At 72.1% G+C, this 13,279-nt stretch carries 9 protein-coding genes; 3 read left to right on the top strand and 6 right to left on the bottom strand.

The window, feature by feature from the left end; genetic code table 11:
* Positions 1–3,405, bottom strand: a 3,405-nt coding sequence (locus BMZ30_RS13410; protein ID WP_143073216.1) for a LamG-like jellyroll fold domain-containing protein, incomplete at its 3' end; no start/stop codon positions are given.
* A gap of 89 nt (positions 3,406–3,494) precedes the next feature.
* Positions 3,495–4,211, bottom strand: a complete 717-nt coding sequence (locus BMZ30_RS13405) for a hypothetical protein (protein WP_093379900.1) — start codon at positions 4,209–4,211, stop codon at positions 3,495–3,497.
* A gap of 217 nt (positions 4,212–4,428) precedes the next feature.
* On the opposite strand from BMZ30_RS13405, the gene BMZ30_RS13400 reads away from it, so the two are divergent.
* Positions 4,429–5,307, top strand: coding sequence for a glycosyltransferase family 2 protein (locus tag BMZ30_RS13400; protein ID WP_093379898.1), 879 nt, complete (start codon positions 4,429–4,431; stop codon positions 5,305–5,307).
* Here the strand turns inward: BMZ30_RS13400 and BMZ30_RS13395 are convergent.
* Complete coding sequence (locus BMZ30_RS13395; protein WP_093379895.1) at positions 5,292–6,461, bottom strand: glycosyltransferase family 4 protein; 1,170 nt, start codon at positions 6,459–6,461, stop codon at positions 5,292–5,294. The genes BMZ30_RS13400 and BMZ30_RS13395 overlap by 16 nt on opposite strands.
* A gap of 122 nt (positions 6,462–6,583) precedes the next feature.
* Between BMZ30_RS13395 and BMZ30_RS13390 the strand changes: the two genes are divergently transcribed.
* Both BMZ30_RS13390 and BMZ30_RS13385 read left to right on the top strand, forming a co-directional pair.
* Positions 6,584–8,260 (top strand): tyrosine-protein kinase domain-containing protein, encoded by a 1,677-nt coding sequence (locus BMZ30_RS13390; protein WP_093379892.1) that lies wholly within the window; start codon positions 6,584–6,586, stop codon positions 8,258–8,260.
* Complete coding sequence (locus BMZ30_RS13385) at positions 8,260–9,828, top strand: glycosyltransferase family 39 protein (RefSeq protein WP_093379889.1); 1,569 nt, start codon at positions 8,260–8,262, stop codon at positions 9,826–9,828. Before BMZ30_RS13390 ends, BMZ30_RS13385 begins: the two co-directional genes overlap by 1 nt.
* A 42-nt stretch (positions 9,829–9,870) precedes the next feature.
* On the opposite strand, the gene BMZ30_RS13380 is transcribed toward BMZ30_RS13385, so the two are convergent.
* From BMZ30_RS13380 to BMZ30_RS13370, 3 genes are all read right to left on the bottom strand, one after another.
* Positions 9,871–11,352, bottom strand: coding sequence for a lipopolysaccharide biosynthesis protein (locus tag BMZ30_RS13380; protein WP_229828798.1), 1,482 nt, complete (start codon positions 11,350–11,352; stop codon positions 9,871–9,873).
* 130 nt (positions 11,353–11,482) lie between these two features.
* Positions 11,483–12,760 (bottom strand): right-handed parallel beta-helix repeat-containing protein, encoded by a 1,278-nt coding sequence (locus tag BMZ30_RS13375; RefSeq protein WP_143073214.1) that lies wholly within the window; start codon positions 12,758–12,760, stop codon positions 11,483–11,485.
* Between the two features lie 273 nt (positions 12,761–13,033).
* A partial coding sequence (locus BMZ30_RS13370) for a hypothetical protein (RefSeq protein WP_219810235.1) occupies positions 13,034–13,279 on the bottom strand: 246 nt, incomplete at its 5' end.

The following is a 13,279-nucleotide window of genomic DNA, read 5'->3' as shown; positions in this document are numbered from 1 at the left end:
CTCGTGCGTGAACGCCGCCGTCGGCGCCTGGTTGACCGGTGGAGCCGTGACCGTGACCTCGGCCTCCTGCTCGTCCGTCGCCCCGCCGTCGTCGGTCACCGTGAGCGTCACCGTGTAGGTGCCCGCCGCGCCATAGGTGTGCTCGACCTGCGCTCCGGTCCCCTGCTCACCGTCACCGAAGTCCCACGCGTAGGACGCGACCTCACCGTCGGGGTCCGTGGACCCGGACGCGTCGAGCGTCACGGCCAGGCCGTCGGCCTCGTGCGTGAACGCCGCCGTCGGCGCCTGGTTCACCGGTCCGTCCGTCGCCCCGAGATCGTGGTGCAGCGCGACCTCCTCGGCTGTCAGTGCCCGGGGGTACACAGCGACCTCGTCGAAGGACCCGATGAGGAACGCCGACGACGCACCGCTCCAGGTCGTGTCCCCGCCCACGCGCCAGAAGCCGGCGTAGTTCTGCGAGCGGATCTGGGGGTTGGTGCCGACCAGCTCGCCGTCGACGTACAGCCGCATCCCGGACCGCAGCTCCTGCGAGGCCACGACGTGGTGCCAGGCACCGTCGTTGAACGCTGCGTCGGTCAGGACCGTGTTCTCCTGACCGGTGTAGACGCCGAAGACCAGGCGACCGTCGTCACGCATGTAGACGTGCCGGTCGTAGTTGTTCGAGGTGCCCGTCTGCCGGTTACCGAACCCGATGATCTTGCCGCCGCTCGTCGAGCTGGTCGAGAACCAGGCTTCAGCGGCGAACTCCTGCGGGTTGGTGACCTCGCCGGTGCTGAAGACGTGCCCGCCTGAGCCGGTGGTCTCGATCGCAGGATCGTCCACGCCCGCGAGCGCTCCGGGCACGCCGCGCACGACGTTCCCGGTCGCGGTTCCGGGGGTGCGGAACGGACCCGAGTCGGCGACCGTCGTGCCCTCGTCCTCGCTGAACCGCCAGTAGAAGTCGGGGCCAGCGGAGAACACCTCAGCGCCGTAGTCGTCGGCCGGGGCCGTGACGGGAGCGAGCGCGCGTCCCGAGGCGTCGTAGTGCTCGCGGACCTGGTCCAGCGTGAGCGCGGTGCCCTCGTACACTGCGGCCTCGTCGATCGTGCCCGCGAAGTAGTGGCTCGTGGGCGCGCTCGACCAGCTCGAGAGGTTGTCTCCGCCGAGCCGCCAGTACCCGCGCCAGGCGCTGGCGTTGATGACGTCGTCGCGCTTCGCGACGCGCGCGCCGTCGACGTACAGCTGCATCCCCGCCTGGCTGAGCGTCGCCACCACGTGGTGCCACTCCCCGTCGTTGTACCTCCCGGTCGAGGCGACGACGTTCCGCGCGTTGTTCTGCACCCCGAACAGGAGCCGGCCGGAGTTGTCCATGTAGATGTGCCGGTCGTTGCGCGACGACGATCCCGACGCGCTGGTGCCGAAGCCCAGGATCTTGCCCCCTCGGGTGGTCGTCGTGCGGAACCACGCCTCGGTGGAGAACACCGCCGGCGGGTAGGCAGCGGCCGCCGTGCTCCCGGCCGAACCCTGGACCGTGCCGTCGAAGGTGCGAGCACCGCCGGCGTCGCCGTCGATCGCGCTCTCGCTGCTCGGCGCCGACCCTGTTCCCGCGGCCATCGGCAGCAGGCCCGTCGTGTCGACCAGGGTGGCACCGGTCGTCTCGTCCAGCCGCCAGAAGGCGCTGGCCCCGTCACCGAGGACCTGAGCGGCGTACTCACCAAGCGTGCCGGATCCTGCCACGGTCACGGTCGCCCAGCTGGACGTCTTCTCGTTGCCGGCGGCATCGCGGACGACGACCCGGTAGCGCTGCTCGCTCCCCGGTGTCAGGCCGGTGTCGATGAAGTTGAGCGTCGGGAGGCGCCAGAACCGCGCCCGCACCGTCTCCTCGTAGATCGCGGGCTGGTTCGTGGAGCTCCGGTAGAGGCGGTAGGTGAGCTCCTCGTCGTTGCGGTCGTAGTTCGCGCGCCAGCTGACCGACACCGTGCCCGCGGCCGGCGAGACGGCACGCACCGGGAAGTTGTCGCCGGAGTGCACCGGTCCGTCGGTCTCGTCGCGGATGTCCGTCGACGCGAACCGCACCAGTCCCTGCTGCGGGATGTTGTTGACCCTCGTGAACTCTCCGCCGTAGACGACGTAGCCGGCTCCGGCGGCCACGCTCCACGGGCCCTGGTTCTTGCCCGTGTACGAGCCCGCGTTGATGTTGGGGTACCAGTTGAGCTGGGTCGCGCCGGGCTCACCGTCGTGGTCGGGGTAGCCGTAGATGTCGGGCCGGTTGATGAGCGTCGGCTCGATCGTCAGCGCCGTCCCGCGGTTGTACGACCAGGAGGCCTGCGGGTCCGTCTGCGGGAAGCCGTCGCCGGAGTTGCCGCAGTAGTGCTTGTGCGAGGCCTGATACACGGCGCCCTCGAACGGGAACGCGCCGTACGTGTCGCCGTGGCAGTCGTCGACCCACGAGAGGTCGCCCGTGTCCCAGGTTCCCGCGAACGTGCCCTCGATGTTTCCATTGTTGCTGTAGTGGTAGCCGCTGCCGTAGAAGTTCTCGTCGTCCGCGCTCAGGTGCAGGATCGCGCCGTTGTCCCCGGCGTTGCGGGCGTACGCGTTGACGGGGAGGGGCAGCATCGCGCCCGTCGCGCCGTCGAGCCGCGCGAGCCCGTAGCCCGGGTTGGACGAGCCGTTGACGGACGTGAAGTTCCCGCCGATCACGATCGAGCCACCGCTCGGCTCGATCGCCATCGCCTGGACCGAGCGGTTGTCGATGGTCGCCTCGAAGGGCAGGGTCGCGCCGCTCGCCGCAGTCACGGCGCCGACCTTCACCCGGGGGGCCCCGTTGAGGGTGGAGAAGATGCCGCCCAGGTAGACGGTGGTGTTGGTGGCCTCGACGGCGTTGATCGTCGCGTTCACCGTGGGACGGAACGACGTCAGCTCACCGGTGGCCGTGCTGAACGCTGCGACGCGGTATCGCGTCTGCCCGTCGACCTGGGTGAACGAGCCTGCGGCATAGAGCGTCGCGCCGTCGGGCGACACGGCGAGGTCCTTGACCTGGGCGTTGACCTGGGGGTTGAAAGACCCGATCAGAGCGCCCGTCTGGACGTTGTAGGCCAGGAGGTTGCTCCGCGGGACCTCGGACGTGCCGGCGGGCGCCCCGGCGGGACGCGCTGAGGTGAACTCTCCACCGACGTAGACGGTCGTCCCGACGACGAGCTGGGTCCACGCGACGCCGTTGATCTGCACGGTCGGCAGCGGTTCGGTCCCGACCTTCGTGATCCCCTCAGGCACGCCCGGTTCCGCGGGCCAGGTGGCCGCTGGCAGCGCTGCTGCGGGCAGCGTGGGTGCGGGTGCTGCGGTCGCGGGCACGAGCCCGCCGACCATCAGGGCTGCGGCCGTCGCCGCGCTCAGCAGCACCCGGCGGGCGCGACGTCCTGGTCCCATGATGACCTCACTCTGCTTGGACGCGTCGGGGGCCCCGATGGCCTGATCGCGTGCGGTACGGCGTTGTGCAGGGGCGATGCGTGGCGGCCTCATCCGCGGGCCACCGCGCGTCCTTCGAAGAGCACGATCGTGCTCGTGGGTGAGACGTCCAGCTCGAGCCGGACGCGATCACGGGCGTCCTTGGGCACGCGGAACACGAAGATCCCCTCGGCCTCGGCCCCGGCAGCGAGCTCCTCCGGGAACGGAGCACCGCCCGGCTCCAGCAGCGCGAGCGCCGGGTCGAGCGCCTTGCCCAGGTAGACGTTGCAGACGACGCCGCGCAGGTCGAGCGTCTCGCGCGTGTCGTTCGAGAGCGTGACGGTGACGCGCAGCCCCGGGCCGGCGACCTCGCCCGGCAGCGTCGCCTCGCCCTGGACGTCCTCGATCGCGGTGATCTTTGCGGCCACCCCGGCGGCCGGAGTCGCCGGCTCGTCGAACGCCACCGGCTCGGCAACGGTCCGCTCCTGCGGCGGCAGCGGGTCGAGGTCCGCGGGGGGCGTCGTCGCGGACGCCTCGGTCTGCGTGGGCTGCGCAGGCTCGTCCGCGTCGTCCGGGTCAGGGCTCGCCGATGCTTGCGGAGCACCGGGTTCCCCGGGCGTGACCGACGCTCCGGGCGCTGGCCTGAGCTGAACAGCCTCGCTCGCGTCCGTGTCCGCCTGCGTGCCGCGCCACGACCAGGCCACGGCCAGTGCCGCCACGACGAGCGTGACCGCTGCGACCAGCAGGACGTGCCGGCGCGCCGTGACGTCGCGATGATTCCCTGACATGCGGTCCCCCGACCTCTCAGATCCACGGGTGGCGGCAGCCACGGGTGGACACACCGATTCTGCGGCCCGGATGGGCCACCGCAGCCCGATCCGAGACCTTTCACCCCGCCCTCACCCGACTTCTCACCTCCCACTCCCCTCCGGATCGTCGGGTGGCCTGCCGATGCACCAGCGAGGATCAGGTCTTGGTGTCCGAGCAACCGACCGGAGGAGCGGCATGCATCCCGCCGTCGTCGTCGTGAGCTACGGCTCGCACTCCTTGCTCGAGGCCAACCTTCGGCCGCTCGAGCACGAGTGGGACGTCGTCGTCGTGGACAACCGGACGACGGACGCGGAGGCCCACGCGATCGAGGCCCTGTGCGAGACGCGCGGTTGGACGCTCGTGGCCCCTGGCACCAACCTGGGTTTCGGGGCGGGATGCAATGTCGGCGCGGACGTCGCCCTCGAGCGCGGCGCCGACGTCCTGCTCTTCCTCAACCCCGACGCCCGGGTCGAGGCAGACCCCGCCCGCGCACTGGCGACGGCCGTCCTGGCGGATCCCGGGCTGCTGCTCGCGCCCCGCGTGGTGCGCGCGGACGGGTCGACCTGGTTCCAGGGCGCAAGCCTCGACGTCCGGACCGGCAGGACGGCGTCACGCCTCCCGCGCCCGGGCGAGTGCCTGTGGCTGACCGGCGCGTGCCTCGCGGTGTCGGGCGTCGGTTGGCGCACCCGCGGCGGCTTCGACGACGCCTACTTCCTCTACTGGGAGGACGTCGACCTGTCGTGGCGCTGGGTCCGCAACGGTGGCCGGCTCGGCGTCGACGAGGCACTGCTCTGCGTGCACGAGGTCGGCGGCACCCAGGCCGAGGCTCCCCAGCAGGGCCGCGGCAAGTCACCGCTCTACGTGTACTTCAACTGCCGAAACCGGCTGCTGTTCGCCGCGCGGAACCTGGGTGCGCGCGACCGCGCTCGCTGGGCCTGGCGCGCGCTGCCGTACGCGCGCGACGTCGTGCTCCGCGGCGGCCGCCGCGCGCTGCTCCGGCCGCGTCGCAGCGTCCTGCCCGCTGTGCGAGGCACGGGCGCCGGGCTCCGCGCGCTGGCTCAGCGGCGCCGATGACCCGCCCGGCGGCTCCGCGCGACCTCCGCGACGGCGCTGCGGATCTCCGCGCGATAGCGCTCGGGGGCGAACCGTGTGCGCGCGGCCGCCTCGCCCGCCGCGGCGAGGCGGCCGCCGAGCGCAGGGTCGTCCAGCAGCGACCGGACGGCGGCAGCGAGCTCGTCGGCGGAGCCTGGGGTCACCAGCAGGCCGGTGCGTCCGTGCTCCACGATCTCCCGCAGGCCCTGGACGCGGGACGCGACGACCGGCCGTCGGGCCCGCATCGCCTCGACCGCGGTGTTGCCGAACGGCTCCGCGCGGGAGGGCACGAGCACGACGTCACTGTCCGCGAGCGCCCGCCACGTCGGATGGACGTAGCCGGCGAACGTGAGCCGGCCGGCGAGGTCGGCCTGCGCGGCGCGAGCGCGCAGCTCGTCCTCGAACCACTCGTAGCCGGCGAACGCCGTGCCGCAGACCGTGAGCCGGACGTCGCGCCCCTCGGCCACCAGCCGCGCCACGGCTTCGAGCGCGACGTCGACTCCCTTGCGGGGCGAGAGCCGCGCCACCAGGACCAGGAGTGCCCGGTCCCCGGCAACGCGCGCACGCAGGTCCTGGGGGGACGGCGGTCCAGGGACACCGTTGTAGACGATGTGACAGCGCTGGTCGATGCCGGGGACGAGCGCGGTCGCGGCACGAGCAGCCGCACTGTTGACGAGGACGCGGTGCGCGAGCAGCAACGGGCTGACGAGGAGCTGGCGGACCAGCCGGGATCCTTCCTCCTCCGCCTCGTGCACGTGCACGAGCACCGGCGTGCCGGTGAGCCGCGCCGCGAGGGTCCAGTGCGGGATCGTCAGCGTGTTCACGTAGACCGCGCCGGGGCGCAGCCGCCGTACGAGCCGGACGAGCCGCACGAGCGCGGCCGGGGTTCCCAGGGCCAGGCCGACCAGCCCCCGCGGGTTCAGCAGCGCCTTGCGCAGCACGGGCACCGCGACGACGACGACGTCCGCCCCTGCCTCACGCAGCACCCCGCACAGCGGACCGGGAGCGGGTACTGTCACCGTCACGGTGACGCCCACCTCCACGAGCGCGCGGACCGACTCGACGAGCTGGCGGTCGGAGCCGTAGAGGTCGGCGGAGGGATGAGCGACCAGGACGTGACGGGTGGCTGCGGGCACGCGGCCAGTATGACCGACACGTCCCGGTCTGGGGAGACCGGGACGGCCGCCCGGTCGACCGCGAGCAGGGCAAGGCCGTCAGGGGGGCCCGCGAGGGTCCGGTACGCACAGGGAGAAGACACATGGAGCTGAGCGACTATGTAGGGGCGCTGCGCAAGCGGTGGCTCGTGATCGTCGTGCTGGCCGTCCTCGGCGCGGGGGCCGGGTTCGCACTCGCGCGGAGCAGCACGCCGGAGTACCGGTCCACGAGCAAGGTTTTCGTGTCGCTGACGCGCGGGGAGACCGTGAGCGAGCTGGTGCAGGGCGCGACGTACGCGCAGAACCTCGTCGAGTCGTACGTCCAGGTCGCGACGATGCCAGCGGTCCTGGACCCGGTGATCGACGAGCTCGACCTCGGCGTATCGGCACGCGCCCTGGCGGGCAGGGTCACCGCGACGTCGCCGCTCAACACGGTGATCATCGAGATCACCGCCGTGGACACGGAGCCGGGGCGTGCGGCACAGATCGCCAACGCGGTCGCCGAGCAGCTGGCCGCGACGGTCACGACCATCTCCCCGACGGCAGAGGACGGCGGGGAGACGGTTCAGATGAGCGTGCTCGCCGAGGCGCAGGTGCCGGGCGCGCCCTTCCAGCCGCGCACCCCGCTGCTCATGGTCACCGGCGGCGCGGCGGGGGTCGCGCTCGGAGTGATGGTGGCGTTGTTGACGACCCTGCTCGACACTCGCGTGCGCAGCGCCAAGGACTTCCCGCGAGTGCCCGAGCGGGCCGTGCTGGGCTCCATCCCTTTCGACCGCGCGTCGTCACGCCGGTCGGCGCCCACGATGGTGAGCCAGCCGCACGGCATCAACGCAGAGGCCTACCGCAGGGTCCAGACGAACCTGCAGTTCCTCGCGGCCGCGAGCACCCTGCGGTCTATCGTCCTCACGTCGTCCGTCAGCGGGGAGGGGAAGTCGACGACCGCGATCAACCTGGCCCTCGCCGTCGCGGAGAAGCGGGAGCGCGTCCTGCTCGTCGACGCCGACCTACGTCGCCCGAGCGTCGCGCGGTACTGCGGGCTCGAGGGCGCGGCCGGTCTCACCACGATCCTGATCGGCAGCGCCACGCTCGCCGACGTGGTCCAGCCCTGGGGCGCGGCGGGCCTCGACGTCCTAACCTCCGGCGGCCAGCCGCCCAACCCTGGCCAGCTCATCGACTCGGCCGCCATGGAGGCGTTTCTGGCGGAGGCCGTCGCGAGCTACGACCTCGTCATCTTCGACGCACCGCCGCTGCTACCGGTCTCCGACGCAGCGGTGCTCGCGCGCCTGACCGACGGCGCCGTGGTCGTCGCGGGCTGCAGGACCGTCCACCGCGGCCAGCTCGTGGACGCGCTCGGCGGGCTCGATGCGATCGGTGCGACCTGCCTCGGCCTCGTCGCCAACGCCGTACCGACGAGCGAGTCGGAGCAGCTCTACTACGCCGCGGACGCTCCCCTGCGCCCGTCGCGCGCGGGGCGTCGCAGCCGAGCCACCCAGGACCGGGAGACGACCGCACGCGGAGCGGTGGCGCCGGGCGTGACGGCGGGCGTCGAGGTCGGCCGGGGGAAGTCCACGGAGGCGCCGAGCGACGGACCGGCCGACGAAGCCAGCGCCATGGTGACCGCGCCTGAGGGCCCCACCGAGGTGTCCGGAGCCTCTTCGACCGAGGTATCGACCACCGAGCTCTCGGTGCCCGACGTCCTCGACGACGCACCGGACGCGTCGTCGGACACGTCCGTCGGCGGGGCACATCGCCAGGCGGGACCCGTCGACGGCGGCACCTGATGGCCGCCGACCAGCCCGCGGACGAGGCGGCGGGCGACGCGCCGCGCTGGCGCGACGCCGTGCTGATCGGCCTCGGCGCCACGCTCCTCGCGGCGCTCGGCTCGTGGCAGGTCGCACTCTGGTCGGACGAGGCAGCGACCGCGTCCGCCGCGCGCCGCTCCTGGGGCGAGCTGGTGGACCTGCTCGCCAACGTGGACGCCGTCCATGGCGTCTACTACGCCCTTATGCGCCTGTGGGTAGGCCTCGCCGGCGACTCTGCCCTCGCCCTGCGGCTGCCGAGCGCTCTCGCCGTGGGAGCGGCCGCAACGGGTACCTACGTCCTCGCTGGTCGGCTGGCCGGGCGGAGGACGGCGCTGCTGGCGGGAGCGCTCGTCATGGTGCTGCCACGGGTGACCTGGGCGGGGATCGAGGCGCGGCCGTTCGCGCTGGCCCTCGCACTCGCCGTGTGGGCCACCGTGGCCCTGCACGCGACGTGGCACGATCGACGGCGGTGGCCGGTGCTCGCCTACGGGGCCCTCGTCGCGGCAGGAGTCGCCGTCAACGTCTACGTCGGGCTCGTGGTCGGCGCGCACGCCGCGACCGCCGCGCTCGTGCGCCCCGAGGGCCGCACGCTCCTCCGCTCCGGGGTCGCCGCCATGACAGGCCTGGCCGCGGCAGCGCCGCTCGTCCTGATCGCGGCGGGCCAGTCCGATCAGCTCGGCGACGCGACCATGGATCCGGTCACCCTGGCGCGCAACGTCGTGGTGAACCAGTGGTTCCTCGGCGAGACCCCGACCCCGGTGTCTGGCCCCGCCTCCGGTGCGCCGCCGAGCGGTGGGCTGACCGCCTGGCAGCTGGCTGGCCCGCTCCTCGCCCTCGTGGTGCTGGCGCTCGCCGTGTGGGGGGCAGGTCTGGTGGGGCGGCGCGGGCGCCTGGACCTGGCACCGGTCACCGCGTGGGCAGCACCATGGTTGGTCGTGCCGACGCTCGGGACCGTGGGCTACGCGCTCGTGTCGGGGTCCGGGTACGCACCTCGGTACCTCACGGTCGCCGCACCGGCACTGGCCCTCCTCGCGGCCAGCGGGATCGCGGCGCTGCGCGGCGGCCGCGCCTGGGTGGCGCTCGCCGTCGTCGTCGTCCTGGCCGCGCCCGTGTATGCCTCGCAGCGCCGCGCGGACGCCAAGAACGGATCGGACTGGGACGTCGTCGCCGCGCTGGTCGCGGAGCGCTCAGATCCCGGCGATGGCGTCTACTTCCCGGTCCGGGTCGAGGCTGTCGGCGCCCCGGAACGCTCGCTGCGCGCCGTGGCGTTGGCCTATCCGGCGCAGTTTGCCGATCTCACCGACGTGACGCTCGTCGCCTCTCCCGGGGCCAGCGCGTCCCTCTGGGGACGGTCGCGACCGCTCGCCGACGCGGCTGGCTCTCTCGCACACACCGAGACGGTCTGGGTCGTCGTTCGTGCCGACCACCCTGCGGCCGCCCTGGACGCCGACACGACGGTGCTGCGCGAGTCGGGGTTCACCTCCACGGTCGTGCACACGACGGCGCGCACGACCATCCTCGAGTTGCGCCGCTCCGCGTTCCCCTGACCTCCCTGGACGCTGGCTTCAGGACTTCGCTCGACGCTGGCTTCAGGACTTCGCTCGCGCGACGGCGAGCCGCGCCACGTCGAGGACGGCGCGCACGTCGCGACGCACCGGCCGGACGACGAGAGCCAGCATCCCGAAGGACGCCAGCCCCGCCGCCACCCCCGCGATGCTTGCGAGCGCGTCGGAGGTCACGCCCGCGTGGGCTCCACCGTAGGCTGCTGCCGCCACCACCGCACCGACCGTGACGATCCGGAGGGCGGCCCAGGTCAGCGCCACGCCGGGGAAGGGCGTCAGCCGTGCCAGCCACCACAGGGACAGGGGCCACTCGATCGCCGACGCGACCAGGTAGCCTGCCGCGACACCGACCACGCCCCCCCACTGCGCGCCGAGCAGGACGAGAGCGATCTTGAGAGCCGTCGACACCAGGCTGTACCGGAGGAGCTGGGGGGTCAGACCGCACACGAGGTACACCCAGTACCCCACGTAGGCGAGCGTCTGGAACAACGCAGCGACGGCCAGGAGCTGGATGATCGGCGCGACCTCGACCCAGGCTGGCCCCAGCAGCACCACCGTCGCCGGTGCTGCGACGCCGACCAGCACCGCGACCCCAATCATCACCGGGTAGGCGAGCGCCAGCTGGCCTCGAGTGACGAACCGCGCGAACCTCGGCGGGTCGGTCACCAGCCGCGAGAGCACCGGCACCGCGACGGTCGTGCTCGGCGCGCGCACCTGGCGGACAGGCGTCATGACCAGGGTGTAGCCGCGGTTGTAGAGGCCGAGCGGACCCGCGCCCAGCCGCGCTCCGATCACGATGCTGTCGATGTTGTTGCCGAGGTACCCGATCACCTGGGAACCGACGAGGTTCACCCCGAAGTGCCAGAACTCACGCATCGGCGCGTCTCGTGCGATGCCGCGGGGCAGCCACCCCGCGGCGACCGCGACGATCACCAGGAGCACCGCGGCCTGCGTCACCTGCTGAGCGACGAGCGCCCACGCGCCGGCACCGTTGACGGCGAGCATGACGGCCACGGCGAAGCCGACGGCTTGGGCGCTCACATCCGTGGCCGCGAGCACGGTGAACCGCAGCCGGCGGTTAAGGTCGGCGCGGTACTGCGTGAGCAGACCGTTGAGCACGAACACGACTGCCAGGGCACGGGCGATCGGGACGACGTCAGGCTCGCCGTACCCACGACCTAGGAGCGGAGCTGCGGCCAGGAGAGCGATTCCGAGCAGCACCCCGAGCCCGGTGTTGGCCCAGAACAGGTTGGAGCGCTGGGCTGGGCTCACGGTCGCGGCGCGCACCGCGGCCGTCGAGAGGCCGAAGTCCCGGAAGATCTCACCGATACCGACGACGACGAGCACCATCGTCACCAGGCCGTACTCGTGCGGGTCGAGGAACCGCGCGAGCACGATGACCGATGCGATCTGCAGGATCATCCGCGCGCCCTGGCCAGCCACCGTGACCACGGCTCCCCGGGCCGCGGACGAGCCCAGACCTGGGGAACGCGCGGACGACGCGCTCACGCGACCTTGGCCCGGGACACGTCGCTCGACGGGCACAGCCATCCGCCCTCCGCTCCCCCAGGGCCAAGCGGCGCGCTCAGCCTGCCGGGCAGTCTAGCGACCGTGGGTCGCGCCAGGGGATGTCGTGGGCTCAACCTCGACTGATGGCGAACGGGTGTCCGTCGACGAACGTGTTGCCGTGCTCGGTCATCGGCGTCGTCGTGGGCTTGAGGATTGCGCACCGCTCGTGCCGCGTCGCGGTGCCGAACTGGTTGTTCGTGAACACGAGTCCAGCGAGCGGACCGTAGGACTTCTCGGCGATGTTCACGGAGCACGCGCCTCCGTCGACCCAGTTGCCGGAGAACACGACGTTGCCGACGTCACCGCGGTCCTGCGTGATCATCACGGCCGCGTTGTGCGTGTCTTCGAGCCGGTTCCGCTCGAACCGAAGATTCCGGCCCACGGACACCTGAATGTTGTCGTCGTGCGTCGGGGTCCCGTTGTAATTCGGGTCCTTCTCGAAGTACAGGTTGTCGTGCAACCACGAGTCGGTGATGGTCACGTTGTCCCCGGTGATCGACACCTGGTCGACGACCGAGTGGATGTCGACGCGCTCGAGCGTGAAGTCAGCCCCCACGATCCCCTTGATGTATGGCGTCGGATGCGCGGCGGCGAGCTCGGAGTCGACGATCCGGACCCGCTTGGTGCCGTTCGACGCCTGGACGAGGTGCATGTTCTCGTTGAACTCGCGGCCCCGGACGATCGTGTTCCGGATCGTGACGTCGTCCGCCTTGATGCGGACGAAACCTCGGATGTCGAGCCCGTCGATGACCGTGCCGGGCTCCGTGATGGTGAGATCACCCTCGTGCACCCGCAGGTCGGTGCCTGCCGGCACACCGGTCGTGGCCGGCCCCGGCGTCGAGACCGCCGCCTGGGCAGGGACCGTGTAGCCCACGACCGCGACGGAGGCTCGCACGCTCGCGACGCTGTTGTGGATCGTGACGTGCCCCGGCGCGTCCGGCGCGAGCGCCAACGTCACCCGGGCGCTCTTGGGGGTGTTCACGGGAGTGGTGAGCTCCGGCGTGGCGCGGCAGTCGGCCGGCGTCCCCACGCCGGCGCACAACGACAGGTCGGTCGGACGCCAGGACCAGCGGCCCGTTACCTCGAGCTCGACCGCCGTGGCGTTCGTCGGCACCCCGTCGAGCGCCAGGACCCGCGCCTGGCCGGGCGAGAGGACGGCGCGATCGATGAGCACGACGGACGCGTCCACCTCGGTGCTGACCGATGTGGCTACGCCGCTGCTCGTGCGGGGGCCTGCAGACGCGGAGCCCGTGCCTTCCGCGGCCGATGCGCCCGACGACGACAGGACCAGACCGGAAAGGGCGAGGAGGAGGGCGGAGCCGAGGCGCGGGGCGCGGTGATTTCGCATGCAGGGAGGTCCTTCGTTCGGGCGAGCAGGCTGCGCGGAGGGCAGACGGCGTGCGGCGGGAGGGCGGACGGTGCTGCGTGAGTCCTGTGGCCGAGGCGGCCTTGTCGCGAATGCGGCGATATTAGGTGAAAACCGACAGCCGCGACAAACCTGGTCTCAGGGCGTGGGAGAGCGACGCCCTCACCAGCACCGACGCTTCCCGGCGCACGCCGACGGCCTCGGGCCCGACGCCGCCAGCGCAGCGTCGGGCCCGAGGCCGTGGTGGCGATACTGTCAGCCGCGCGACACCTTGAAGGCGTGGCCGTCCGTGAAGGTGTTTCCCGACTCGACGATCGTCGTCGTCGTCGGCTTGAGGATGGCGCAGTAGGCGTGGCGGGTGTTGGTGCCGAAGATGTTGTCGGTGAACCGCAGCCCCGACAGGGGCCCGTACTTCTTCTCGGCGATGTTCACCGAGCACGCACCACCGTCAACCCAGTTCTTGGAGAACGTCAGGTCCGACACGCTCCCACGGTCCTGGGT

Source organism: Flavimobilis marinus (genome assembly GCF_900113055.1).
Lineage (GTDB): Bacteria > Actinomycetota > Actinomycetes > Actinomycetales > Cellulomonadaceae > Flavimobilis > Flavimobilis marinus.
This window is presented reverse-complemented; position numbering and strand designations above follow the sequence as displayed.

Excerpts from the sequence above, each read along its gene's own strand:
- BMZ30_RS13375 (WP_143073214.1), bottom strand. The coding sequence starts at position 12,760 with ATGCGAAATCACCGCGCCCCGCGCCTCGGCTCCGCCCTCCTCCTCGCC.
- BMZ30_RS13400 (WP_093379898.1), top strand. The coding sequence starts at position 4,429 with ATGCATCCCGCCGTCGTCGTCGTGAGCTACGGCTCGCACTCCTTGCTC.
- BMZ30_RS13390 (WP_093379892.1), top strand. The coding sequence starts at position 6,584 with ATGGAGCTGAGCGACTATGTAGGGGCGCTGCGCAAGCGGTGGCTCGTG.
- BMZ30_RS13385 (WP_093379889.1), top strand. The coding sequence starts at position 8,260 with ATGGCCGCCGACCAGCCCGCGGACGAGGCGGCGGGCGACGCGCCGCGC.
- BMZ30_RS13405 (WP_093379900.1), bottom strand. The coding sequence starts at position 4,211 with ATGTCAGGGAATCATCGCGACGTCACGGCGCGCCGGCACGTCCTGCTG.